The sequence below is a fragment of the Roseimicrobium sp. ORNL1 genome, assembly GCF_011044495.1.
Lineage (GTDB): Bacteria > Verrucomicrobiota > Verrucomicrobiia > Verrucomicrobiales > Verrucomicrobiaceae > Roseimicrobium.
Genome location: NZ_CP049143.1, coordinates 5,575,586 through 5,600,156 on the forward strand (window position 1 = coordinate 5,575,586; position 24,571 = coordinate 5,600,156).

Consider the following 24,571-nt stretch of genomic DNA (forward strand, 5'->3'; position numbering starts at 1 on the left):
TAAAGCGATGGTGTTGGTCAAGGAGGAAGGGTGTTCCATGGTTACTTCCTCGCCTGCTGGAACAGCCACGTCCACACCTCCTCATTGTCGTAGGTCTGCGTCCACGAGTCATGCAATGCCTCAGGATAGATGGTCACCTTCACATTGGCTCCGCCGCCGTTGCGCTTGAACCACTTCTCGGCCATCTCAGTATATGCCACTGGCACCGCGGGATCCTTGCCGCCATGGAAGATCCAGATGGGCAGGTCCTTGAGCGGCGCAAACTTCACCACATTGATGCCGGCTCCTCCGCAAATGGGAAGGGCAGCGGCGAACACATCTGGATACGCCGTGATGGTATCGAACGTGCCAAAGCCGCCCATGCTGATGCCGGTGAGGTACACACGCTTCGCGTCCACGCGATAGTCTTTCTTCACCTGATCCACGAGCGCCTTCACCCCATGCGGATTCCAAAATTCACCCGTGGGAACTTGCGGTGATACCACGATGGCCGGAATTTTCTTCCCAGCGGCGATGAGCTTGGGCGGACCGTGCTTCTTGAGCAACTCCAGATTATCCCCGCGCTCCCCCGCTCCGTGCAGGAAGACGACCAACGGCCATTCCTTCGCCTTGTCCGCGTCATACCCTTCCGGCAGCGTCAGCATGTATTTGTAACCAAGCTTAATGGTGATCTCGCTCTCGAAGGATTTCGAGGTAGTCGCAGGTGCCTCTGCAAAGAGGCTGCCGGCGAAGCAAAGCGCAGCACAGGAAAGGGGGATGAAAAATCGCATCTCGGGCAAACGCGGAGCCGCGCGGGCATCTTGCGCTCACGCGGAAAACTCACGCCAAGCTTGACCCCATCCCGGAGTTTCTCCAGCATGCCGCATCGTCACCCCGTGCCAGCCTGAGATTCCCAGCACTTCATCTCCTTCTCCATGAAACGCACCGCCTTCATCACTCTCGCCGCCGCCGCTGCTGCTTTTGCCGGCTTTGCCCAGCCAGCCCATGCCATCACCAAGGTCGCCTGTGTGGGTGACAGCATCACCGCAGGCGCCGGTGTGAAGGACCCCGCCAAGCGCTATCCCACCCAACTCGGAGTCTTGCTCGGCAAGGACTATGAAGTGAAAAACTTCGGCGTCAGCGGGTCCACGATGCTCGACCAGGGCGACAAGCCCTACAAGAAGGAGAAGGCCTTCACGCAGGCGCTGGAATTCAAGCCGGACATCGTGGTGATCAAGCTCGGCACGAACGACAGCAAGCCGCAAAACTGGGCCAAGAAAGAGGGGTTCGCGGACTCCACCAAGTCCCTCGTGGAAGCCTTCCAAAAAGCGAATCCCAAGGCGAAGGTCTACCTCTGCACGCCGGCCCCGGTGATCAGCTCCGGAAATTTCGGCATCCGTGAGGAGATTGTGAAGCCCGAGATCATCCCGCTGGTGAAGCAGGTGGCCGGTGAAATGAAGCTTGAGGTTATCGACATCTACAGCGCCCTCGCCGGCAAGGATGCGCTGCTGCCTGACCGCGTGCATCCCAATGACGAGGGTGCCACGGTGATCGCGAAGACCGTGTACGAAGCTCTGTTTAAGCCCCGCTCGTAACCCGAGCGAAGCGAAGCGGATGTCTCCAGCGGATGTGGCCCGGCTCGAACGCGGGCCTACACCTACACACGCGCTTCCACCAGTTCGTTCAGCGTCTCCACGATCTTCGAGGTGTCCATTTCGTGCACCTCGATCTTGCGCCCGATCTCAGGCACGAGCGTGATGGTGAGCTCTCCACCGAGGTGCTCGCGGAACTCCTCGAGGCCAGCGAGAATCACAAGTTCTCCCTTCTCCGTGGATTCCAGAAGCTGCGGTGCATAAGTGGCAAAGCCTACACGGCGGACGAGCGCGAGGATGCGTTGCGCCGTCGCGTCATCCAGGATGCCCTCCTTCACGGAATAGAGCAGGTCCACCGCCATGCCAATGGCCACGGCCTCGCCATGCTTGATTTCGAAATGCGACACCTGCTCCAGCTTGTGCGCGACCCAGTGGCCGAAGTCGAGCGGCCTGGCTGAGCCTCGCTCAAACGGATCGCCGTTCGTGGTGATGTGCTCCACATGCAGTTCCGCGCTGCGGCGCACCGCGTGCTCCAGGGCATCGTGATCCAGCACCGCCAGCGCGTCGGCGTTTTTCTCAAGCCAGTAATAAAACTCAGCATCGCGAATCAAGGCGACCTTGATGGCCTCGATGAGTCCACAGCGCTTCTCCCGTTCAGGCAGCGTCTCGAGCAGCGCGAAGTCATTCACGATGGCATAGGGCACGGCGAAGCTACCCACCCAGTTCTTCTTGCCGAAGTAGTTCACGCCATTCTTCACACCCACACCGCCATCTCCCTGGCTCAGGGTGGTGGTGGGAAAGCGGATGTGTCGGATGCCGCGATGCGCCGTGGCTGCGGCGAAGCACACCAGATCCAGCACGGCACCACCGCCGATCACGAACACGAGCGAATGCCGATCCAGACAAGCCTCGCTGATGGCCTCCCAGCACTGCTGGACCATGGCGAAGTCGTTCTTGCAGGTCTCGCCACCAGGCACGATCACCGCCGGCGCTGCCAGGGAGAACACGGCTGAATGCGCCTCCGCATACGCCTCGATGGCAGTCAAAAGCTTGGGTCGCGCCTCGGCCACGTGACTGTCTACAAACACCAGCGCCTTGGTCACCCGATCACCTTCACGGGCGGACGCCAGCAAATCGCGCAGCACAAGGTTCTCGCGCCCAAACATGTCCCGCGTGAACAGGACGCGCTGCGCATATTCTACCGTAAATGTTCTCTCCAGCATTCTCTCTACTAATGGTACTCTTATAAAAGTCGGGCGGACGCAAACGGGTCAGGTAGCAGCAATCTTGCGTTGAGCCAGAACAGCAACCTGCACAGCCACGAGGCACAGGATGGGGGCAGTCATACTCACAGACGCCACCGCCGCGGCATCCACCAGACAAATGGAAGCGAGCAGCAAGCTCACCGCACGGCCAATCCACTTGGGATTTTCCCTCATCCAGTTTAGGGATGTGTGCACAGTCACCAGTGAGGCGATGGCGAAGGCCACAGCCAGCCACGTCTGGTGCACGCCCGCATACCAGATGGCTGCCACCGCAGGGGCCAGCAGGCTCAGGCCACCCACCATTTGTTGAATTTTTGGGGCCTTGCCCGTGAGGGACTGATGCACCTTGGACTCATAGCGAGCCGCCAGACTCACGCCCACAATGTACGCTCCGAGAGCCATGGCCTTCACGCACAGCTCACGATGCTCAGTCCAGTCCAGCCCGCCCGTGACGGCGGATCCGGCCACCAGATACAGCAACGTGCGGCAGCTCCCCATGAGGAGCACGGAGCCGGACCACGGCTTGTGAAAAAGAGTATACGCCAGAATAGCCACCACCAGTGCCCCGGTGAGCCAGATGCAGGCGCCTGCTCCCCACACCGCCATCGCCGCGCCGCCGAAAAGCATTGCGAGCCCTACCGACCATGCAGCGGTCAGGGACACCTTGCCGCTGGGGATGGGGCGTTCCTTGCGATTCTCCCGGTCCCACCGGATGTCCGCGGCATCGTTGAGAATCATCCCCGCCGTGTACATGAGCGAGCCGCCCACCAGCAGCCAGGCCAGGGGCTGCCACTCGGGCCTGCCGAAGCCCAGCAGCCAACCCGCGAGCACATTCGTCCAAACCGTGGGCAGGTTGGAGATGCGGGCGAGTTCGAGCCAGGGACGAAACATGAAAACGGAAGCGGGGAAGCGACTAAAGCAGGAATGGTCCAATACGCCAGTCACAAGGGCAGCGAGGCCCCGGCAAGCAGGCGGTAGGGAGAATACCCTCCCCCGCCCCGGATTTGGACTTCGACTTTGATTTTAAAAGCTCCTCTTGAGCTGCAGACCGCTGGGTTCGTGATCCTTATTTCACCTCCACATAGCCCTTGCTGGTCTTCTCCAGGATGAGCTTGGCCTCCTGCCGCTGGGCGGTGGCCTCGTCAGGGAAAGCTTTGCGTTGCTCCTGCCCATTCGTGCCGATGCGGCCAAAGCGGACGATCAGCGTGGCGCCATCCACACTCACCTCCCAGAACTTGCTGGAGGCGCCGCTCACCAGCTCGAAGCGGCGCACGGGGCTTACGCTTCCGTTTTGGCCTTGGCTGGCTGCTGTCGCCGTTTGGGCGGGTTCGTGAGCTTCATGGGAAGTTGCTGCCGCACCCTCCGCAACAGACTCCGCCGGCATGCTCGATGGCTCGATGCTGGTTTGGGCGCTTTGCAAAAGCTCCGCGGAAGCCACTTCCACCGGGGCCTCCTCTTCGAGCTCCACCGCCTCCACTTCACCGCCCAAGGCTCGCTCGATGCGAGCGAGCACCTGAGGCGCATCTTCAAACCAGTCCTTTGTCAGCACATGCAATACGCTCCAACCAAAGGCCTTCAGCAAGCCCGGCCGCGTGAAGCTGCGCTCCTGCACATCCGTATTCGCATAGTGCTCGGGTGTATCGATCTGGATCGCCAAGGTGTAGTGCCCCTCGATGGCATCACGCACGGCAAGGTCGCAGCGGAAACGTGATTGTCCCACCTGCACATCGACCTGATGTCCGCGTGCGCGCAAGGCTTCGGCCAGTTGTGTGGCCACCACATCCTGCGAGGAAGAGGCTCGCAGGGATTGCCGGTTGAGCGGGTTCGCTCCCTCCAGCACCTGGCGTGCATGGCGCAGCTCACCACGCGAAGTGTGCTCGGCGTAGTTGAGGAAATTCTTGAGCGCGGAGGCTCCATCATTCCAGTCGTTGGTGATGTCCACATGCCGGATGCTACTCACCACCGCCATGTGATGCTTCGCGCGGGAGAAGATCACATTGAGCCGCTTCTCCCCACCCTTCTGGTTGATGGGACCGAAGTTCATCAACATGCGATGATTCGCATCATAACCATAGCAGATGCTCAGCAGGATGATGTCACGTTCGTCGCCCTGTACGTTTTCCAGGTTCTTCACGAACAGCCCGACAAACTGGTCTTCCTCTTCGCGATTGTATTCCGCCTCCAACCGCGTGGCGAAGTCAGCATCCTCTCCAGCGAGGCGCTCCAGTGCATCCTCAATCGCCGTCTGTTGTGCTTCGGAAAAAGCCACGATGCCCAGGCTGAGCTTCGTGCCCTGCAGCAGGAGCGTTCGCACGAGGTTCGCGATGTAGTTCGCTTCATCGAGGTTGCGACGATTCTCATAAAGACCGCGCTCCATGCGATGGAAGCTGATGCTGCGCGCCAGCAGCTTGGCGGCATTTGCCTCCGCATCCGCCGCCGATTTCACCACAATGTCCCCCAGTCCTTCCGCCACCGGACGCCGATCCGGAATGGTCAGCAAATTACCACTGTAGAAGGACGCATTCGAGAACGAGATGAGCGCTTCATACCGACTGCGATAATGCCACGCCAACAATGTAGACGGCAGGCTCGCCGCCGACTGCGTGAGGAAGCTGTCCGCATCCAGGGAGATGGCAATCTTCTCACCTTCCTCCTCCACAGTGATTTCCTCTTCGTCACCACCGCGGCTGCTGGCAAAGAAACTCGTGGGTGGAAGCTGCATTTCATCGCCCACCACGATCACCTGCTTTGCGCGGTAGAGCGAAGGGATGGCTTCCTCAAGTGGCACCTGACTGGCTTCGTCGAAGATGACCACATCAAACAATCCGGGATCCAGCGGCAGCGTATCGGAGACACTCAGCGGGCTCATCAACCACACGGGTTTCAAGCCGCGAATCACCTGGCCTGTCGTATCGGTGGCCAGATCGCGGATGGAGCGATACCGCATGGTCTTGCCGAACTCATGCTCGAGGTCGCGACGTCCGGAGCTGAACGTCTTCTTGAAAATCTTCTGTTCCGGGGTGAGCTGCGCTGCGGGAAGCGAGGACACCTGTACCTGCTCCAGGAAGGCACGCTTCACTCCATGACGGATGGAAGCGGCATTCTGATCCAGCAATGCGCTGTGTCCCCTGTGGAATCTTCCAATACGCTCCGCGAGCTGTGGTCCATCAAACCGTGCCGCATGGCGATCATCTCGCCAGCACGAGCGCAGCCCCTTGCGCGCCATGGCAAATTCCAACGCATCCACCGGGAGCGGCACGCGACGCACCATGTTGGCGAAGGCAGCGGGTGTTTCTCCCAACTCGCGCAAGATGCTGGCAAGCTCCGGTAGAAGATCCGCGCTCTCCCTCAGTGCGGCGATGACATCGGGCAACTCAGCAAACTTCGGCGCGCTCGCGTCATTCAGCGCGGTGTTGAGCACCTTCTGCAGTTCGTGTGTATCTCCATGCGCTTCCGCCAGCGCCTTGGCCAGTTCCAGGCCCTCATCACTGGCGCAGAGCTTGCGCAAAACACCGCGCAGCACCGGTGGTGCTGCATCCAGCCGCTGCTTCAGCGCTGTCATCTGCTCCACGAAGGCCGGCAAATCATCGATGTTCCACTCGGTCGCAGCCCGTTGCTTCACCTGGGCCACCGCAGCCTCTGCCTCCTGGGTTTTTGCCAGTGTCCCCAGCACCCGTGAGAAGGCAGGGGGCACCTTGTGCTTGGAGAAGTCATAGCGGGACTGCACCACTTTGCGCAGCCGCCACCAGGTCGGATTGAGGAAGCGGAAGACGCTGTTCTCCGTCGCCTTGGCTTGAGTGATCGCCTCCTGCACATCATCCGGCGGAAGCGGGTCATGCCATCCTTCGGACTTCACTGCGGCGTCGCGGTGTGCCTCGATCTTGGTCTGCAAATCCTTCTGCAAGGAAGCAAAGGCCTTGGTCTTGCCATCGCCACTGCCATCCAGTGCCGTCATCAGTCCACGTTCTGCCAGAGGACGAGCTTCATGCGCGAAGTCCACACTGCTTGCGAAGTGCCCCAGTGGCAGCGCCTTCACACTCTCCGCATCGCCTGCGAGTGAGAGACTCGACTCAAGAGAATCCAACAAGTCCTCCACAGCATTGAGCGACTCCCTCAAAGTATGAAGAGGTCGCTCCGACTCCAACACCGTCTGGCTCACATGGCGCAGAGGATGCTCCGCGAGGACTTCATCCTCACCCAGGTCCACCAGTGCCTGCCGGAGTCGACGAGCCACCTCACCGTGTTCCTTCCACTGGCCATAGTCTGGCAGCAACTCATCCGTGGAAGCATCCAGTTCCTCGGGATTGAGCAGTGCGTCTGCCTTCGACACCTCAGGTCTCAGCTCCACGAGACGTTGCAGCATCTGGTGTGCACTCGCACCCATGCCGGGCTTCGCGGAGATCATCACTTCGCCGAAGCGCTTGATGGATTCCATCTCCTGCTCGAGGCGCTTCACGGTCTCCTGGCGTGCTTGCGTGACATCACCATCCTGCTGCGCCTGCTGGAGGAAACCTTCATAAGTCTGTTTCAGATTTTGAATGAAGGCCTTCTTGTCCGTCTGGGAGTCATGAATGAGGCAGCACAGCTCATCCAACCCCTGCTGCCGCAACCGGTGGAAGACCACGTCGATGGCTGCGCGCTTTTCACAGACGAAGAGCACGCGCTTCCCGCGAGCGATGTTGTCCGCAATCAGGTTCGTAATCGTCTGGGACTTCCCCGTTCCCGGCGGTCCTTGGATGATGAAACTTCGTCCGTTGCGTGCCTTGGCCACGGCAGCCGCCTGGGCAGCATCGCAGGCTACTACAAAATGCTGCTCCTTCAGCGGAATGACCGCTGGGCTGATATCCTGCTCGCGAGGAGCGATGGAGAAGATGGTGTCAAACGCCTCACATGCGGGATCATGCTCCAGCAGGTGCTCGTAGTCGTGCACGAGCGACATCTTGCGGTAGTTGAAGTTCGCCAGCGTCAGTGAGCACAGATCGTATTCCCACGAATACGGATTGGAAGATCCGCTCCCCTTCTGGAGGGAATAGGTTTCCTGGGAAGTTTCCATCACACCCTGAGAGGGTGTCTCACCCTGCGGATCCACGAGGTAGTCCAGGGGCAGGGATTCCCTCCCCATCGTCCCACCTGCAGCCACGCGCAGCGGCATGGGTTGCGGTTTCACCTTCTCGAGGAAGAGCTGCAACCCCAGAGGCCGGTAGTCCTCCTTCTTGTAGCTGTAGGACACCTTGCGTGCCACCGGCTTGCCCGTCTTCAGCATCTGGCGCCTGCGGAACTGATCCACACGCATGCGCGCCCGCTCCTGCACGAGCTTGACCTGCGGCTTCTCGATGCACTTCAAGATCACCCCTGGCTCGCTGGCCTGAATCTGGGCGCGAAGCTGTTCATGAAACTGCCGCAGTGAGGTCTTCTGCAAATCCACCTCTTCTGGCAGATCAAGGTTGTACACCTCCTTCAAGTGGAAGCGGAGCGCGGGATTCACCTCCGCAATGCCCGTGTCGATGGGGTCCAGCGTATAGCTATCCCGCACACCCTTCTTCTTCGTCAGTTCCACGGGAAGCAGCAGCAACGGCGACTCGATCACCTCGTTCGGCGACTCCTTCAAATTGTGCCAGCGCAGGAACACCAGCACGAGCCGGAGCTGGGCGAAGCCATACTCCGCGCGATCGCGCCGCGCCTCGCTGATAATCTTATCCAGCACGCCCTGGAGATAGGGTTGCTCCTCAAAGCGCAAGTATTTGCCAAGCGGCATGACCTTCCCCTGGGACACCATGGACTCGATCTCTGAATGCGCATAGCAGAGCTGCTCCGGCTTCACATTGCGGTAATCCAGCAATGTGGGCACGGACGCCACGGTGAGGTTCAGCGACTGCTGGGTCGGCTTGTAGTAGATGAGCCGGTTGCGTCGCGAGATCTCGAAGAGCCGATCGCGCAGGCGTGCCTGAATCAGCTTGCGGCGTCCGCTCGGCGTGGCCTGCTCCAGACCCGCGATGCGACGAACATCGAAATCGTCCGGCTGTTCACGATAGGTCTCCAGTCGCTTGATGATGGAAGCGAGGTCACAGGCACGCCGATGACGATTCAGTTCCGTCATTTCCTCAATCACCGCAGCGACGACGGGATGCAGTCGCGGATGAAGATTGAAGAGGTTGTGCCGGTGATTCGCAAAGAGACGCACATCCTCCGCATCCGTGAAATCCAGACCGCACGCGACGCTGGCCAGCACCTGGCCCAGCAGGAACACATCTGTGAGGACATCATGATGTCCCACGCGCTGCTCCCAGCAGCCATAGTCTGGCACATACACCGGGCGAGTGAGAGGCTTGTCCTCGACAGCCACCGAGTCATTCGTGTACACGGTGCTCGCTTCATCCAGGTTCGTCTCCAGCGTACCGTGACCAGTGACATCGAGCGCACGACTCATCGGCGCCTGCAAGGCTTCCACCTTGCTTGTGGCCTGTTTCGGATCGCTGGCCAGAGACGGGTCAAATCGAAGCTGGTTGTGATGCGCATCATAACTCAGCGCGCCCGCGGAGAGGCCAGCCACCTGGACCGTGTCATGCACCGCCTGCACCTGTCGGATGAGGGGTAGCACCACGGAAAGAACGTCATCCGTCTCCATGCCACCGTGCTCAGTGACTGCCCGCAACCACGAAAGAAAGGGTTTCCCTGCCTGTTCCATCACGCCTGTGTCTCCTCCTGTTTTGCCAGTACTTCCACCGCACCGGTACGCAGCGCTTTGATCTCACGCACCTTCATGTCCAGTTCCTTGCCCGCCATCTTGTCGAAGGCTTTCTCAATTCCCAAACGGCCGCTCATGAGCAGGCATGCACGCAGCGGCATGTCATCGAGTTCTTCATCCACCGTGGCGAAGTCCATCAACACCGCTGCGAAATACTCCGCCCTGCCTTCCACTTGATCAGGAGCATCCGTTTCCAACGACCCATCCATCGCGCCGTCGGGCTCGAAATCCGTGAAGAACAAACGTGCATGCGCCATCACAAGGTCAGAGCGGAACCATCGTGGCCGCAGCAATTGTGCGATGACACGTCGGGTGAATGCCGAAAGTGCCTCCTGCGCCGGCAGGTCCAGTTCATCGAGCGACGCCGGCCCATTGATCATCCTCTCGATTTCCTCTTCCGCGTCCGTGCCTCCCTCGTGCCAGAGCGCCAGGCAATGCGCGCGAAGGAAAAGCTCCGGATGCGTTTGCTCCGCCGACTTTGTCTTCCACGAGTCGCACACTTCCGCCGCCTGTTTCAGATAGCTCTCACCACTCACCTCCGCGAGCCCGGTGGCACCCTTCACCAGAGCCGCCACGGTGACAGCCAGATCTCCCGTCACCTTCAGCGCACCGCGATCCGCGAAAAGTTCGGTATTCAACCGCAGCCGCCGGGCACTGTGCAAGTGCGAGGCATGCGCACGCGGGTCACTGGCACAGGCATGCGCGAGGCGATCGACCGTGTGGTGCACCCCGCCCTCATGCTGCCACAGGATGAAATGCGCCAGTTCGTGTCCCAGCACCGCGTGCAGTTCACGCCCACGCAGGATGCTGAGCATGCTCCCGTAAAAGACAATGTGGATCTCCTCCGGCAGCCGACAGATGGAGGCATTTGGCGCGAGCACCGCCTCCTGTGACTGATAGAGCGTGATGGGCACCGCAATGCCCAGCACTTCCGCCGCCTCCTTCGCAGCCGTCAGCAGTTCCGCGTGTTGGGGACCATCGAGCCTATAGCTGGAGGTCAGCAGTTCCCGACGGATGCCCTCCGTCACTTCCGTGCGATTGGCCGGCTCGGAAAACCACTGCCAGAGTTCCGGCTCCTGCTTCTGGAGAAAGCTCAATAGTTCCGTGTGATAGCTGGTGGGAGAAAGCGACACGCGCGGAGATTATCAAAGCCTCCTGTTCCGCCAAGCTCTCTTTGGCTGGAACGTAAAAAATGAGCCGTCCAAGGCTGGTTATCGGCCACACAAACGAGTTGCAGATTCGTCTGCCTACTCCGCGACTTTTTCTTTGATTATGTGAGCCCACATGCGCTTGAACCGCGCTTCCAGTGAGGCCTTACCCCTTTTCCGATATTCTCGCTCTTCCGACTCATCCTCCAGAAGAATCCAGCCATCTCCTTGAGTCATGCGATAGCCCGGTATTTCCTCTGCTCCTTCGTGGAAAAGGAAACACTTGTGATGATTCTTGTGTTCTTCCACGAGCCATTTCATGTGCTCACCGCTGTCTGCATCGTTCAGAATCCAGATATCGCCATACCCCAATCCCTCGCTGTATTGGATAAATTGGCTCTTCCATCCTCCGAGCCAGTCGTCACAGTCAGAAGAAATGCCGATCGGAAATGCCTCAAAGGGATGTTTTGGCGAGTCCTTCGCGCGGTTTGCTTGGGTGGTACAGATGAGGCGAAAGACTTGGAAATCGGGCACTTCTCCACTCATGATCAACGACTCGATGTCACTTCGCTCGAGAAGTTCACGGAGTTTTTCGTAATAGGCCTCCGTACGTTTTGGAACAATAGGTGACAGGTAGTCTGGCCCAGTCCGACGGAAAGGAGGTGTTGGATCCAGATCACGAGGATCCTGATAGAGTTCCAGAGATTCCACCTCTCTGCGAACCAAAGGATCCTGACTAACCCGAAGACGTCGCTGGACTTCAATCACCCGTTGAAAAATGCGACGTATCTCCGCCTTGAAGGTATCGCTTTCACGGTGATTCAACCAGCAGGCGTCCAGAGACGGCGTATACTCCCAGCCCCACGAGAAATACGAGTCAAAACCCCCCAGCGGAACAAAGTTCTCGGGCCACTCGCTCCCCTTTGGGAACCTCGTCTTTTCACGTTGTTCGGCGGCTTTGATCCTTACCCAGTCGGGCACCTCCAAAAGCTCAACCCACAGGTACTTGCACACATCCCCCGGTCGGGTGATGCACATGAGCTCATACACCCTCAGCGCCTGCTGGGCATCGCTCATCAAATGCTCAAGCGCGCAATCGTGTACGACCACGTGAAAAGGACGCCAATTGTCCTTCCTCTCGGGATAGGTCAGTTCACACTTAAGGGGCTGTCCGCTCATGGCATCCACATCGTCAGTGGGTTTATCTATCCGTCAAGAAGACCATCAATCACGTCTTCCTTACTGCCTTGCGTCCATGGATGAAAAGCTGAAACACGCAGATCTACCAAATCACGCGCGTGCGATTGCAAGAGCAGCAGTCGCCCACCGCCCCCTGCAACGCAACTGTCACGCACGGTCATTCCCTGGGAAAAAGCTCCTGCTTCACTGGACGCCTTGCGAAATTGTTGCTTCAATCACCGCCAGTCAGTCACACGGCCAACGCTCCTTACATCCCTTCCACAATGAATACCTATCCTCCTTCACAGCCGCCCATGCCCCAGAAGAAAAGCAGCAAGAAATGGTGGTTCCTGGGCTGCGGCGGCTGTCTGGGCGTCCTCGCACTCGGAGCCGTCGGCTTCGTGGCCTTCATCTTCCTTGTGGTGACCACCGCTATCAAGAACACGGATGCCTATACCGATGCCAAAAACCGGGCCATGGAGTCCCCGCAAGTGCGCGCCGCGATTGGAGAACCCATCACGGAAGGGACCATGTTTGGAGGCAATGTCAGCAATGTGAACGGCAAAGTGAGCGCTGACTTCAAGATCCCCCTTGAAGGCCCCAAGGGCAAGGTTGATGTCATTGTGGTGGGCACCCGGGAAAGCAACTCCTCACCATGGGAATATTCCGTGCTTCACGCCATACTCCCCGATGGGACCAAGGTTGATCTGAAGCAGGCGGGCACTCCAGCTCCCTGATCAGGTATCCCTACTCGCGGGCTGCGGCACTCACGCCGCCAGCCCGCGCTTCTTCATCTCACCCAGGGTCCACGCATACTCCGCGCTGAGCTGGTCCACCACATCCCCCGTGCGCAGGCCTTCGGGCAGCACTTCCCAGGTGTAGGTTTCCATTTCCAGATGCTGGCACTTGGTGGGGTTGGCCTGCAGCCAGTCGAGGGCGCCCAGCAGGTGATCCTTGGTATCGCGGAAGCCACCGCTCGGCTCGGCATGCAACGGGATGTGGAAATGCACCCGCCATTCGTCTCCCAGATCATGGGGTGACTGTGCCGCCATCTCCAGCGCATTGGGGATGTCGCGGAAGCGCCGCAGGGGTGCCTCACCCTCCTTCACCACCACCTGGTGGAAATACACCGGCTCATCATAGCCACGCAGGCGCTCGAGATTTTCCTTTGTGGGTTGCAGGCTCAGGGCCGAGCTGAGGTGCAGCTTGCTGAGGCGAATGCCGGCACCGGTGATGCGGTCGAGCGCTTCCTTCGCCTCCTCAAACTCCACCGCGAGGTGGCAGCAGTCGTAGTTCAGGCCGACCCGCTTGAAAAAATTGAGGTCCTTCGGGTAGCGATCGAGGTACAGGCCAAAAAATTTCAAGGTCTCTCCGCTGGTCTCGAAAAGGCCGAGAGGCTCCGGCTCCAACCCCAGATGCAGGTCGTGACCGGTCTCATCGCACAGGCGCTGGATGTGCTCCGAGCAGGCCTTGAGGTTGTCGAAAATGGCGTTCAGCTCGTCCTCGCCGATGCCGAATTCCTTGTGGGATCCCGGCAGGGTGCTCACGCTCCCGCTCATGCCTTTGGGCAGCAGTTTGGCGAGCAAATCAAAGAGAAGGCAGGTGTAATCCAGCCGCTCCTTGGTGGTCCAGTCCGGCTTGAAGACCTGTTCCTTCACCCGGGTACCGTGGAAGGAACCGTAAGGGAAACCGTTGATGGTGAAGACGTAGCAATTGTTCGCTTCCAGCCACTCCTGAAACTCCGCCATCATGCAGGGCGCGGAGAGATCCCGGGCCGCCTGCTCGCTCAGGCGCAGGCCGATGCCGTAGGGCTGACCGGGGGCCACACGCTCACGCACCTTCAGGGTATAGTCGCGCAGGCCGCGCCACGTCTCTTCAAACGTTTCGCCGCGGTGAATGTTCGTGCAGTAGCCGAGATGAATGCCGTGGGGGAGGTGCATCCGGTCAATTTAGCGCGCTTTCGGACCCGCCAAAGAGATTCTCGTCCCGCGATTAAATCCGTGGAGAAACAAAGGGAGTGCACTACTGCGTACAAACGATTCGTGGCGATTGGCCTTGTTTTTGCTTTCTCCCGCATACACCTAACTCTCACGCTTCCATGCTCTTCAACGGCTACGCCAACGACGACTTTTTTGACGAGATGTTCGGCGAAGATGGTTCTGTCCGGAACCACTACGCGCACATCATGGACCGGTTCAACCGCCTGGACCCGCCCGAGTGGTCCCAGCGGCAAACTGCCACGGACTTGGCCTTCATGCGCGGCGGGGTGACCTTCACGGTCTACTCCGACTCCCAGGGCACGGAGCGCATCTTCCCCTTCGATCTGGTGCCCCGAGTCATTCCGGCGAATGAGTGGAAGGTCATCGAGAGCGGCCTCATCCAGCGCATCACCGCGCTGAACATGTTCCTGCATGACCTCTATCATGAGCAGAAGATCCTGCAGGACCGCGTCATCCCCCCGCACTATGTGCTGAATGCCAAGCACTACCGGCGGGAGTTCATGAATGTGAATGTGCCCAAGGACATTTATGTCCACATCTGCGGCACGGACCTCATTCGCGGACGCGATGGCACCTACCTCGTGCTGGAGGACAACCTGCGCTGCCCCAGCGGCGCCAGCTACATGCTGGAGAATCGCGCAGCCGTGAAGCGCGCTTTCCCACGGCTCTACCAGGCGGCCAATGTGCGCCGGGTGGACACCTACTCCGCGGACCTGCTCAAGGCCCTGAACTACGTGGCTCCCAGCAATCTGGGCAATGAACAGCCCAATGTGGTGCTGCTCACTCCCGGGGTGTACAACAGCGCCTACTTCGAGCATTCCTTCCTCGCCCGACAGATGGGCATTCCCATCGTGGAAGGGCGTGACCTCGTGGTGCGCGACTCACGCGTGTACATGCGGACAACCGCGGGCCTCATGCCGGTGGACGTAATCTACCGCCGCATCGATGACGATTTCCTGGACCCATCCGTGTTCCGCGCAGACTCGCTGCTGGGAGTTCCCGGACTGGTGAATGCCATCCGCGCCGGCAATGTCAGTCTCTCAAACAGCATCGGCACCGGCGTGGCAGATGACAAGGTCATCTACTACTTCGTGCCGAAGATCATCAAGTACTACCTCGATCAGGATCCCATCCTGCCGAACGTGGAGACCTACCTCGCCAGCGAGCCCCAGGACCGCATGTACATCCTGGAGAACCTGAGCAAGCTCGTGGTGAAATCCGCCAACGAAGCCGGCGGCTACGGCATGCTCATGGGACCTTGGGCCGCGAAAGAGGAAATCGAAGAGTTCCGCAAACAGATCCTGGCGAACCCGCGCAACTTCATCGCACAGCCGCCCATCTCGCTCTCGCGACATCCCACGTGGGTGGGAGAGGGCTTTGAGGGGCGCCACGTCGACCTGCGCCCCTACATCCTCTATGGCGACAAGATTACGGTGACGCCTGGAGGGCTGACTCGTGTGGCCCTGCGCAAGGGCTCCCTGGTGGTGAACTCCTCCCAGGGCGGCGGTTCCAAAGATACCTGGGTCTTGCAGGGGGACGCCTGATGCGCCAGATCTCCCAACACGACGCCGACCCGGCCGCCAGTCTGCGCAAGACTCTGGACCGGGTGGCACCCCTGCCACACACTCCCAAACCCGCCCCTCCGTCTTCCACTCCTCCGGCTCCCTCCATGCCCCATCCCATTCAACTGAACACGAGCATCCAACGCGGCTCCCAGGTGATGCTATCCCGCGTGGCCAACTCCCTTTACTGGATGAGCCGGTACATCGAGCGCGCGGAGAACATCGCCCGTCTGCTGGATGTGAATCTTCAGCTCATGCTGGATTTCGGCCAACTCGATGACCAGCAGCTCAAGGAGCACTGGCTTCCCATCCTCCGCTCTGCCGGCGACGAAGAGACCTTCTTCAACCACTACACCACGGCGGACAGCCAGAACGTGACGGAGTTCATGACCTTCTCCCTGGAGAATCCGAACTCGGTCATGTCTTGCCTCCTGGCAGCCCGCGAGAATGCGCGCCAGATCCGCGACCAGATCTCCCGTGAAATGTTCGAGGCGCTCAACGAGTGCCACCTCTTCCTGAAGTCCACCAGCGCACGTGCGCTGTGGGACGGCGGCGCGCATGATTTCTACGAACAGATCAAGAAGTACTCCCACCTCTTCCAGGGGCTGACGAGTTCCACCTTCTCCCGCGATGAGGGGTATGAGTTCATCCAGTTCGGCAAGTTCGTGGAGCGCGCGGACAAGACGGCACGCATCCTGGATCTGAAGTACCACATCCTCCTGCCGAGTCTCGCCGATGTGGGGGGCGCCGTGGATACCGCGCAGTGGCAGGCGCTTCTGCGCTCCGTGAGCGCGCTGGAAGCGTATCGCCGCTCTCACATTGTGGACATCGCCCCGTGGAAGGTGGCGGAGTTCCTCCTCTTCTCGGAAACCTTCCCCCGCTCCGTGCGCTACTGCCTGGAGCAGGTGGATCGCTACCTGCACCTGCTCGCGAACACGGCGATTGGCGAATACCGCAGCCCGCGGGAGCGCTCTTTTGGAAAGCTGCTCTATGAAATGAAGTTCCGCACCATCGAGGAGGTCATCCGCCAGGGTCTCCATGAGTATCTGGAGGAGGTGCGCAAGACGCTCGACAGCATCGACGACTTCATCTACGAAACATTCATGTACCACCCGCCCACGGACATGGAGGCTGAGATCCGCCTGCACCAGCAGGAGATGCAGCAGCAACAGCAAAGTCAGGGATGAGCACCCCTCAGGACGGTGCGCCAGCTTTGCCAGAATGGACCGAGCCTCTCACGCTGGAGGTGCGTCACCTCACGCGCTTTGCCTATCATGATGCCGTGTGGGACAGCTTCAATGAAGCGCGTCTCCAACCGGTAACGGATACAACGCAGCTCTGCCGCCGCTTTTTTCTCCACATCGACCCGACTGCGGAAGTACGCGACTACCCGGACTTCTACTCGAACTGCGTGCACTACTTCGATGTGAAGCGCCCGCACGAGCAACTCAGCGTGGAAGCTGTCTCTCATGTGGAAACCCATGCGGACACCCGTGGCCCCGTACCGGAGAAGAATCCTCCCGGGGGATTGAAGGACTCCTCCATCATGGAGAACTACTTCGACTTCCTCCACGATTCGCAGTTCGTCTCCCTGGAGCCGGACATCTGGCGTGAGTCAGTGGACTCCCTGCCCAATGGCGTGTCAGACCTCTGGGAAGATACGCGGACCGTGGGCCGTCATGTGTTCAGCACCTTCACCTACACCCCTGCCGCCACCACGGTGAACACCCGTCCCACAGAAGTGGTGAAACTGCGCAAAGGTGTCTGCCAGGACTTCGCGCATGTGATGCTCGGCATTCTGCGCACCCACGGCATCCCTGCCAGGTACGTGAGCGGGTACTTCTACAATCCTGATCGGCGACCCGACGAAATCGAAGCGAGCCATGCCTGGGTGGAGGTGTACCTGCCGGGCTACGGATGGAAGGGATTCGACCCCACGCACAACCGCGTGCCCGATACCCGGTATGTGAAACTCGCCTCGGGCCGTGACTACGCGGACATCCGCCCGCTCAGCGGCACCTTCCGCGGTCGTGGCACCCGCGAAATGAGCGTGGAAGTACACGTGCGACGACTGCCGGAGGCCGAGTGGGAGTAAGCGTGGTTCACCGAAAAACGGGCCACTGCAAACGTCACGGCATCTCCAGCACCACGCGGAATCCCACATTCGCCTTCGCCGCATTCGCCGGCAGATGCTGACGCGCTGAACTGAGCAGGGTATCCGGCGAGAAGCTCAGCCAGGAGGAGCCACGCACCACCTTCTCCCCTGACGCGCCAGGCCACTCATCCGAGCACCATTCGGATACATTTCCCGCGAGGTCATAGACATGCAGACTGTTCGGAGAGAAGCTGCCCACGGGAGCGGTGTAGGTATAAATGTCCTGATATCCTGACATGCGCGCGGTATCGAGGTTCGCACTCATCTTCGGCGGCACCGCTTCGCGGCCCCAGGGGAAATCCGTCTTGTTGGCGAGGTGGCGCTCCGCCGGAGTGGCACCCGGATCGACCTCCAGCCCGGCAGCGTGGCTCCATTCTGCGTCCGTTGGCAGACGGTACCGCGCCCCTTCTGGAATAAGCTTGGCGGCCCGGTCCTTGCCGGTCAGCCATTCACAGAACTGGTTCGCCTCCTCCCAACTCACATTCACGACGGGATGTATCTCGCTAACCGGGAAATTCGGACGATTACGCCACGGCTTGCTGCCGGCTTCATAATCCTGCACGCGGACTTCATGCTCGCCGATGAACACGCGCCCTCCCGCTCCCAGCGGTCGCAGTGACATGCCCAGCGTGTTGGTGTAGGGTTGCCCCGCCTGCGCAGGCTTCAGCGAAGCCACATCAGGCAGCGGCACTCGTTCGGACTTCGGCGCGGGCATGAGCACGTCAGCACTGCGCCGCTCCATCTTCTCGCGCATCTTCTGCACTTCATCCTCGGTGACCTGCGGCCCATCCATCAACTCGGAGCGCCGCTGACGCGCGATCTCCGCCTTGGACTTCTCCATCTGCGCCAGGAAGGCCGCCATTCGCGGCCTGTCTTCGAGCACATAACGAAACCCGATGCTGGGTGAGCGCGTCTCGCCGGGGACCTTGTATTGATAGGCGGAGAGAAGGCTCTCTTTGCGGAAATACATCCAGGAACCACCACGCAAGGCGCCGGAGGGCTGCAGATTCGTTTCGCCGCCAGGGGGCTGGTCCCACGTCCATTCCCAGACATTCCCCGCCAGGTCCGCCAACCCTTCCGGAGAGGTCCCAAAACTGCCCACAGGCGCGGTATACGAAAAGCCATCATTCTTGCCGGAGATCTCCAGGGAATTAAAATTGCCGGAGCCTTGCGGCGGCGGCCACTCCATCCCCCACGGGAAGGCCTCGGTATCGCGCTCGCGCTCCTGCGGCGTGGGTTGCGGCGAGCGCCCGATGGCCAGTCCCACGGCGGCGTCCCATTCCCTTTGGGTCGGGAGACGGTAGGACTGCATCCTGGTCAGCAATCCGCTGGCCTGCTCGCGCTGGGTGAGCCAGGCGCAGAACATCATGGCATCCCTCAAGCTGACATTGACCACCGGATGGGTGTCCGTTTGGGGAAAGAAGGGCGTGTTCTTCCAGAGATAGCCCGACTCCTCCACAAACTGTCTGAAATCCGAAACCCGCGTCTCCCACGCGGCAAGGTACACAGGCGTGCCGGGAATCTCCATCATGGGCATGCCCTGGCTGTTTTTGAGCGCAGGCTTGGCGTCGCTGGAGTTCGGACCGGGAGTCGGACCAGGAATGAACTTCCCATCCGGCGTAAGCTCCTGCGCATCTGCCGACGTCAGGAATCCGGCAAGCGCCAATAGGAACATGAACCGGCAAACCGGCAGGCATCGAATCATAAAGCAGGGGAAAAGTGGCCCTCAGCAGGGCAGTAGCAGGCAAGTGAGCCGGGTACGGAGGAAGAGAAAGTTGGACCACAACACTGCCCAGACAATCAAAGATTGTTCCTGATCCGGGCAGAATCTCAAAAAAAGAGCCGCACCTCTCGAGGTGCGGCTCCCACAAACCATCCCAAACCAAAAAATTAAGGGCTCGTCGGGGGCGGATTCGGACTCGGAACAATGATGATAGGCGGGCCGTTGCCGTTATTGCCACCGCCGCCCTGATTGTCGTCGTCGTCGTCTGCCGGAGGAGCCTGGAAGGGGCCGCTGCCACCGGTGCCACCGCCGCGATAGGCGGAGAGACCGAGAGCTGAAAGGGACGCGGGATTCAGCGGAGCATTGGGATCACCGATCACCGAGCCACTGCCGTTGTCGCCGTCATCTTCATCTCCGTTGGTGCCATTGGTTCCATTGGTGCCGTTCTCACCGGGGGTGCTGGCAGGCGTAAGGCCAGCAGCGGCAAGAATCGCATTGATGGCATCCTGTTCGGTCGCGTTGGGTCCAAGCTGGCTCTGCACCTGAGCGATGGCCGCCTTGGAAATCAGCACCAGTTGGGAGCCGCCTGCGCAAGCGATTTTGATGGATTCAAAGCCTTCCGCAGTCGACTGAGGAGCCTGGGTGTAGGTGGGACCGTCCATGAGGCCCAGTTCCTTGAGTGCATTGGCGTAGGGCACGACCACCGACATGGCCACCGCTTCCCACTCAGGGGAGACACCAGCGACACCACGCTTGTCGAAGTTCGGCTCGAAACGCAGGGCCACGTAGCGGGCCTTCACAGGCTGCTTCGGGGTGAGCTGCATGAGGCCCTTGCCCACGGAATCTTCGCCAGAGGCGATGATCGGTGTCGTGTCGAAGATGGAGGGATCCAGCGTCAACTTGCCGCGCCAGTCTTTCTTCTCAGGAAGCTGCTCGAAGGCAAACACATCAAGGCGGGTCGGCACGCGGGAGTAGGCAGCGCTGAACTTCTTGATGACGCGGGCGGTGCCCAGGTCATACACCACGGTGCGGAAGCGCTCAGTGGTCTTCGGGAACTTGAAGGTCTGGCGGGCGCCCTCGTTGTCACCCACGTTCGTGGGGGTGGGGTACATGTAGATGGGCTTGGCGCCGGAGCTGGCGGAAGCAAGGTCCACTTCAGTACCCTTTTCCTTCACCGGCACCGCCTTGTAGTCGGAGACCTTGGAAGGACCGGAAATCGAAAGATTGCGGATGGAAGCGCCATTGGAAGCATTGAAGCTGAGCTTCACATACTTCGCCTGGGCACCGGCAAAACGCAGGGAGACGAGGCGCTCGCCAGCGTCGAAACCGGCCTGGGCCAGCGAAACCCACTGGCTGTTGTCCGTGCTGCTGGAAACGGTCACGCTGCCGCTCACGCCTTCATTGATGAAGGACACGTCCTCCACAACTTCCTGCGCACCCAACGTGATGACCACATGCGAAGCTCCGGAAGGCACTTTGGCCGCCTCCATCGAACCCTCGTTCAGCAGGGCTGAGGAGTTGCCGATGCTGGCGCTGGACTGGATCTTCGCACCCAGGATGGCTTGGTTGGCCAAGTTGATGGGGGCATCAGCAGAAGGCAGACGCTGCCATGCCGCGGACGATGTGCCCAGCATGCAGACCATCGCCAGAAGGGTGGGATGAAAAGCAGATTTCATGAGATGTGAACGTATGGGGGTAGGGCCGTGTTGAGCGAAAACACGCTTTTATTTCTCAAAAATACCCAATGGACCAGTGGATTGTCAATGCAAACACTTTCGATATACCGATTCCTGACAAGACCTTCACCGTGTCAGCCTTGACACAGCCGATTATTACAGTTTTCTTGATAAAATCCGGCGCTTCGGGTATTTCCTGAATTCATGGAATGTCCACGCTGCGGGAATCATGCCAAAGCACCCCAAGCCTCATGCAGGCATTGTGATTTCCATGCTGCCCAACTCACCGAGGAACTCGGCAGCAGCCTGGTGCGGATGGAGGCGCTCAACGACAATGCCAATTGCCTCAGGCTGAGGGATCGTCACTTCCTCATCGATGAACTCGAGTCTCTCCAGCAAGAGTTCCCGCAGGTGTTCTTTTGTGTTTTCCTCGGGATCCTGCCGCCGCAGCCGACCCTGCCCGAAACTTCCTTCTGGTTGCTGAACCATGCCGCCTTTCCCACCCAGGATGGCCCGCGACTGAATGAATATGCCGCGCTGCTCATGATCGATCCGGTGGCGAAGTGCGCCGGACTGAACTTGGGCTACGCGCTTGAAACGTTGATTCCGCAAAAGGAGCTCTCACGAATTCTCGCGGCCATGCGCACGCCGCTCTGGCATGGCGAGTTTGCCAATGCCATTGACCAGGCACTCCAGTTGCTGGCCAGGGCCCTCCGCAAGGCGGGCAAACGTGTCCCAAAAAAGCAGGAATTCCGTCCCCCAGACACCGAAAAGGGTTTCCTGAACGCTACCGGACTGCAAACCCTGCGACCAGCCACGCCTCCCCGGACGCTGTCAACGCTGTCCAAGGACATCACCTCGATGTCGCCACCTGCCGATGTCGATGACCGGGACTACCATTTCCCGCCACCCACTGCGAGATGATGTCGTCCAGATACATCTTTCCATACGCAATCTGCCTGGCGTGTGCGGCCCTGGGCATCGGCACGGCCCGCAGTGAAAGCATGTCCGTGGACGACGCCCTCCCCCTCCCCGCGTGGAGCCCGGAGGACACGGCCGCGCAGCAGGGCCTGCTCGAGACGCCTCCCCTCAGTGGCCTGCTCTGGCCGGACAATTTCGATCCAGACAAGCTTCAACCTCCAGAGCCGCAGGTGGCGGGCACTCCGGGTGCAGGCGAGCCCTCCGTAAGCCCCGCCCCCAAGAACCAGCGTGGACTGGGAGATAATTTTCTGCTTTTCATCCCCAAACCTGCTGCCCCTGCCGCCCAGCACGCGCTCCCTCCGGACAAGCCGCTTACCGAGGTGACGCGTGAGTTCATGGAACAATCCGAGCTGCTGGAGCCGGATGCCTTCCTGCTGGATCCGCTCACGCTGCTGCCTGAAACGCAATCGGAGGATCTGCGCCGTCTGCTCACCTTCCACGTCACGCAGTCCCACACCTCGGCCTACTTTCTCATGCTGGATGCTCATGAGAAGCTCTCGCCGAACGTGGACCTGTCACGCCTCGCCGCGGGCAGATTGACCCGGGAACATGCGTGCCTCGCCGCCTTCCCCCTGGGCCAGCCATGGCGCGCGCGTCTCTTCGTCACCCGTGAAATCGCCTCAGGGGTAGAGCCTGGATATCTGCCCGGCATTCTTGAAGCCTGTGTGCAGGACGCGATGCGCGCCTCGGATCCGATGGACCAACTGCAGCGCTTCGCCACACAGCTCTCCATCCGTCTCATCTGGATGGAACGCGCCTATCCCAAGCTCTTCTCCGCAGAAGAGACAATCGCCGCCAGCGAGAGTGCAAAAGAGACGACGCCAGAGTCACTCACCTCCTTTGTACTCGCCGATGTGTCCCAGCCTCTCGTGCCCGAGGGTGATCTCTGGACGCGATGGACATTGCTCACGCAGACACACGGTCGCACGATGCTGCTGGGCTTCTGCGGATTCCTTCTCGTGCTCGCAGGGCTGATTCGATTCGTCCGCTGGCGCAAGCGCCAACACGGTCGCACGGTGTGGATGCTCCCGGAAGTGGAAAGCACGCCACGCTTCGGCGGCGCCCACTGCGGCAGTGGTGGTGTGTGGATCAAGTATGGGGCGTAATGTCTGCTGCTAGTGCCTGGCGGTTTTTTCGGAGCAATTACCAAGGAAGCCAGGTCCTGCGCGTTTGGCTCTTTGATCAGGCAAACATTTCCTCGCATGGCCATCATGTGTCACTCACGCATCGTTGCCTTCCTTGCGGTAGCGTTGTTGCTTTGCGCCGCACGTTCCGCATCCGCACTGTCCCGTGCCTATCAGCCGCTGGTGGTGACGATCGCACAGGCAGACGCCATTGTGGAAGCCAACGTCACCACGCTATCCGCTTCGAATGCGAAGATGGGCTCCACTACCATCACAGTAAATCGTGTCTTGAAAGGCAAAGTCGCGGAAGGAACGATGGATGTGACCATGAGCGAGATCTCGCGCTACTGGGTCGGGATCCCGTGGAAGGAAGGCGGACGATTTATTCTGTTCCTCCAACAAAGACGCGGACAAGCTGGTTTCGAAATCATGGATCATGGCTCGCGTCCCCATACCGATGACGATGCCAGCGAGATCGCTTCTTTGATCCAACGTTTACCGGGCTGGTCCAAACCGGAAAACGGCCTGTCTACTCTACTGACCACTGAACGCGTGAGGTATCGCGTAGACGATGAAATCGATTTGTGCGTAGGTTGCCGCAATGACTCGGATACGGATATCAAGATTCGCTACACCGACTGGCCGCGCGAGACCAGTTCCAGATGGAAACTGGAAGTGCAGAAGGAAGGCGACGCGCTGATCGCTGCGCAGCCCCATCCCACCATCACGCCAAAAGACATCGAGGATTACTTTTCCAAACACGGCAGGACCTACGCGGTGACATTGAAACCCGGCGAGCATCACTGGGTGTATCTCAAGCGCATCAACACCGCAAAACCCGGATGGGGCTACAAGGAGGAACTCGACTTCAAATACTATCCCATGACCTCTCCCGGAAAATACACGCTGAGTGTCATCGGAGAAAACCTCCTGGCTAAAGGATGGATCAAGGCCGGGAGTATCGAGGTGACTCTGGAGTGATACGGCTCGGTCTTTGCCTCGCCAGCAATACACAGCGCAAAAAATATTGCCGGGCCAAAAGCACTTCTGCGACGATGCTACGCGTATCGTATGACACCACCTGTCACCAATCTCTTTGCCCCGGCTTCAGGCGTGGACTCTGAGCGCGAAACTTTTCATCCCCTCCTGGAGTCCCCGCACGTAAAGTTGGAGCATATCATCTCCCGCGGCCAGTCGAGTCCGCCGGATTTCTGGTATGACCAGAAAGAGGATGAATGGGTGCTGCTCTTGCGTGGTGGCGCAACGCTGGAGTTTGCCGATGGCGGCATGGTGGAACTCCATTCGGGGGACCACCTCACCATCCCCAAACACGTGCGTCATCGGGTGCACCGGACCAGCGAAGATGCGATTTGGCTGGCGCTTTTCTTGAAGGTGTGATAGGGTGCACCGTCAACTATTAAAAAGTCAGTCACATGTTGTGT

At 59.8% G+C, this 24,571-nt stretch carries 18 protein-coding genes; 9 read left to right on the forward strand and 9 right to left on the reverse strand.

Annotation, left to right across the window (positions count from 1 at the left end; all coding sequences use genetic code 11):
* Positions 1-41: 41 nt before the first annotated feature.
* A complete protein-coding gene (locus G5S37_RS22520) occupies positions 42-770 on the reverse strand; it encodes a PHB depolymerase family esterase (protein WP_165206874.1) in 729 nt (242 codons plus the stop codon).
* Between the two features lie 144 nt (positions 771-914).
* Between G5S37_RS22520 and G5S37_RS22525 the strand changes: the two genes are divergently transcribed.
* Complete coding sequence (locus G5S37_RS22525) at positions 915-1,574, forward strand: GDSL-type esterase/lipase family protein (RefSeq protein ID WP_165206876.1); 660 nt, start codon at positions 915-917, stop codon at positions 1,572-1,574.
* 62 nt (positions 1,575-1,636) lie between these two features.
* On the opposite strand, the gene G5S37_RS22530 is transcribed toward G5S37_RS22525, so the two are convergent.
* The 5 genes from G5S37_RS22530 to G5S37_RS22550 form a co-directional block, all read right to left on the reverse strand.
* Positions 1,637-2,794, reverse strand: coding sequence for a 3-dehydroquinate synthase (locus G5S37_RS22530; protein WP_165206878.1), 1,158 nt, complete (start codon positions 2,792-2,794; stop codon positions 1,637-1,639).
* Positions 2,795-2,842: 48 nt separating this feature from the next.
* Positions 2,843-3,727 (reverse strand): UbiA family prenyltransferase, encoded by an 885-nt coding sequence (locus G5S37_RS22535; RefSeq protein ID WP_165206880.1) that lies wholly within the window; start codon positions 3,725-3,727, stop codon positions 2,843-2,845.
* Positions 3,728-3,902: 175 nt separating this feature from the next.
* On the reverse strand, positions 3,903-9,521 hold the full coding sequence (locus G5S37_RS22540) for an AAA domain-containing protein (RefSeq protein WP_165211830.1): 5,619 nt from the start codon (positions 9,519-9,521) through the stop codon (positions 3,903-3,905).
* The gene (locus tag G5S37_RS22545; protein WP_165206882.1) at positions 9,521-10,714 is read right to left on the reverse strand and encodes a M48 family metalloprotease; all 1,194 of its coding nucleotides are present in this window, start codon (positions 10,712-10,714) and stop codon (positions 9,521-9,523) included. Before G5S37_RS22545 ends, G5S37_RS22540 begins: the two co-directional genes overlap by 1 nt.
* A gap of 114 nt (positions 10,715-10,828) precedes the next feature.
* A complete protein-coding gene (locus G5S37_RS22550; protein ID WP_165206884.1) occupies positions 10,829-11,908 on the reverse strand; it encodes a hypothetical protein in 1,080 nt (359 codons plus the stop codon).
* 314 nt (positions 11,909-12,222) lie between these two features.
* Here G5S37_RS22550 and G5S37_RS22555 point away from each other — a divergent pair, with 314 nt between their 5' ends.
* Positions 12,223-12,645, forward strand: a complete 423-nt coding sequence (locus tag G5S37_RS22555) for a cytochrome c oxidase assembly factor Coa1 family protein (RefSeq protein ID WP_165206886.1) — start codon at positions 12,223-12,225, stop codon at positions 12,643-12,645.
* Between the two features lie 30 nt (positions 12,646-12,675).
* Here the strand turns inward: G5S37_RS22555 and eboE are convergent, their stop codons facing one another.
* Positions 12,676-13,848: a metabolite traffic protein EboE gene (gene eboE / locus G5S37_RS22560; protein ID WP_165206896.1), complete on the reverse strand. Its 1,173-nt coding sequence runs from the start codon at positions 13,846-13,848 to the stop codon at positions 12,676-12,678.
* Positions 13,849-14,006: 158 nt separating this feature from the next.
* Here eboE and G5S37_RS22565 point away from each other — a divergent pair, with 158 nt between their 5' ends.
* The 3 genes from G5S37_RS22565 to G5S37_RS22575 are packed head-to-tail and all read left to right on the forward strand — an operon-like array spanning position 14,007 to position 17,565.
* Positions 14,007-15,452 (forward strand): circularly permuted type 2 ATP-grasp protein, encoded by a 1,446-nt coding sequence (locus G5S37_RS22565; protein WP_165206898.1) that lies wholly within the window; start codon positions 14,007-14,009, stop codon positions 15,450-15,452.
* Positions 15,452-16,657 carry an alpha-E domain-containing protein gene (locus G5S37_RS22570; protein WP_206026108.1) on the forward strand — a complete coding sequence of 402 codons (1,206 nt, stop codon included), beginning with the start codon at positions 15,452-15,454 and terminating at the stop codon, positions 16,655-16,657. The genes G5S37_RS22565 and G5S37_RS22570 overlap by 1 nt, the downstream gene beginning before the upstream one ends.
* Positions 16,654-17,565: a transglutaminase family protein gene (locus G5S37_RS22575; RefSeq protein ID WP_165206900.1), complete on the forward strand. Its 912-nt coding sequence runs from the start codon at positions 16,654-16,656 to the stop codon at positions 17,563-17,565. Before G5S37_RS22570 ends, G5S37_RS22575 begins: the two co-directional genes overlap by 4 nt.
* Positions 17,566-17,599: 34 nt before the next feature.
* On the opposite strand, the gene G5S37_RS22580 is transcribed toward G5S37_RS22575, so the two are convergent.
* Complete coding sequence (locus G5S37_RS22580) at positions 17,600-19,300, reverse strand: SUMF1/EgtB/PvdO family nonheme iron enzyme (protein ID WP_165206902.1); 1,701 nt, start codon at positions 19,298-19,300, stop codon at positions 17,600-17,602.
* 215 nt (positions 19,301-19,515) lie between these two features.
* Positions 19,516-21,024, reverse strand: coding sequence for a hypothetical protein (locus G5S37_RS22585; RefSeq protein WP_165206904.1), 1,509 nt, complete (start codon positions 21,022-21,024; stop codon positions 19,516-19,518).
* Between the two features lie 204 nt (positions 21,025-21,228).
* Here G5S37_RS22585 and G5S37_RS22590 point away from each other — a divergent pair, with 204 nt between their 5' ends.
* From G5S37_RS22590 to G5S37_RS22605, 4 genes are all read left to right on the forward strand, one after another.
* Positions 21,229-21,948, forward strand: coding sequence for a hypothetical protein (locus G5S37_RS22590; protein WP_165206906.1), 720 nt, complete (start codon positions 21,229-21,231; stop codon positions 21,946-21,948).
* 80 nt (positions 21,949-22,028) lie between these two features.
* Positions 22,029-23,111 carry a hypothetical protein gene (locus tag G5S37_RS22595; protein WP_165206908.1) on the forward strand — a complete coding sequence of 361 codons (1,083 nt, stop codon included), beginning with the start codon at positions 22,029-22,031 and terminating at the stop codon, positions 23,109-23,111.
* 105 nt (positions 23,112-23,216) lie between these two features.
* Positions 23,217-24,110, forward strand: a complete 894-nt coding sequence (locus G5S37_RS22600) for a hypothetical protein (RefSeq protein ID WP_165206910.1) — start codon at positions 23,217-23,219, stop codon at positions 24,108-24,110.
* A 90-nt stretch (positions 24,111-24,200) separates the two neighbouring features.
* Positions 24,201-24,527 (forward strand): cupin domain-containing protein, encoded by a 327-nt coding sequence (locus G5S37_RS22605; protein ID WP_165206912.1) that lies wholly within the window; start codon positions 24,201-24,203, stop codon positions 24,525-24,527.
* The last annotated feature ends 44 nt before the right edge of the window (positions 24,528-24,571 follow it).

What these genes read in the sequence shown, in the direction of transcription:
- G5S37_RS22540 (WP_165211830.1), bottom strand. Translation starts at nt 9,521, where the DNA reads ATGGAACAGGCAGGGAAACCCTTTCTTTCGTGGTTGCGGGCAGTCACT.
- G5S37_RS22600 (WP_165206910.1), top strand. Translation starts at nt 23,217, where the DNA reads ATGTGTCACTCACGCATCGTTGCCTTCCTTGCGGTAGCGTTGTTGCTT.
- G5S37_RS22570 (WP_206026108.1), top strand. Translation starts at nt 15,452, where the DNA reads ATGCGCCAGATCTCCCAACACGACGCCGACCCGGCCGCCAGTCTGCGC.
- G5S37_RS22575 (WP_165206900.1), top strand. Translation starts at nt 16,654, where the DNA reads ATGAGCACCCCTCAGGACGGTGCGCCAGCTTTGCCAGAATGGACCGAG.
- G5S37_RS22565 (WP_165206898.1), top strand. Translation starts at nt 14,007, where the DNA reads ATGCTCTTCAACGGCTACGCCAACGACGACTTTTTTGACGAGATGTTC.
- G5S37_RS22530 (WP_165206878.1), bottom strand. Translation starts at nt 2,794, where the DNA reads ATGCTGGAGAGAACATTTACGGTAGAATATGCGCAGCGCGTCCTGTTC.
- G5S37_RS22590 (WP_165206906.1), top strand. Translation starts at nt 21,229, where the DNA reads ATGGAATGTCCACGCTGCGGGAATCATGCCAAAGCACCCCAAGCCTCA.
- G5S37_RS22550 (WP_165206884.1), bottom strand. Translation starts at nt 11,908, where the DNA reads ATGAGCGGACAGCCCCTTAAGTGTGAACTGACCTATCCCGAGAGGAAG.
- G5S37_RS22520 (WP_165206874.1), bottom strand. Translation starts at nt 770, where the DNA reads ATGCGATTTTTCATCCCCCTTTCCTGTGCTGCGCTTTGCTTCGCCGGC.
- G5S37_RS22595 (WP_165206908.1), top strand. Translation starts at nt 22,029, where the DNA reads ATGTCCGTGGACGACGCCCTCCCCCTCCCCGCGTGGAGCCCGGAGGAC.
- G5S37_RS22555 (WP_165206886.1), top strand. Translation starts at nt 12,223, where the DNA reads ATGCCCCAGAAGAAAAGCAGCAAGAAATGGTGGTTCCTGGGCTGCGGC.
- G5S37_RS22585 (WP_165206904.1), bottom strand. Translation starts at nt 21,024, where the DNA reads ATGAAATCTGCTTTTCATCCCACCCTTCTGGCGATGGTCTGCATGCTG.
- G5S37_RS22535 (WP_165206880.1), bottom strand. Translation starts at nt 3,727, where the DNA reads ATGTTTCGTCCCTGGCTCGAACTCGCCCGCATCTCCAACCTGCCCACG.
- G5S37_RS22525 (WP_165206876.1), top strand. Translation starts at nt 915, where the DNA reads ATGAAACGCACCGCCTTCATCACTCTCGCCGCCGCCGCTGCTGCTTTT.
- G5S37_RS22605 (WP_165206912.1), top strand. Translation starts at nt 24,201, where the DNA reads ATGACACCACCTGTCACCAATCTCTTTGCCCCGGCTTCAGGCGTGGAC.
- G5S37_RS22580 (WP_165206902.1), bottom strand. Translation starts at nt 19,300, where the DNA reads ATGTTCCTATTGGCGCTTGCCGGATTCCTGACGTCGGCAGATGCGCAG.
- eboE (WP_165206896.1), bottom strand. Translation starts at nt 13,848, where the DNA reads ATGCACCTCCCCCACGGCATTCATCTCGGCTACTGCACGAACATTCAC.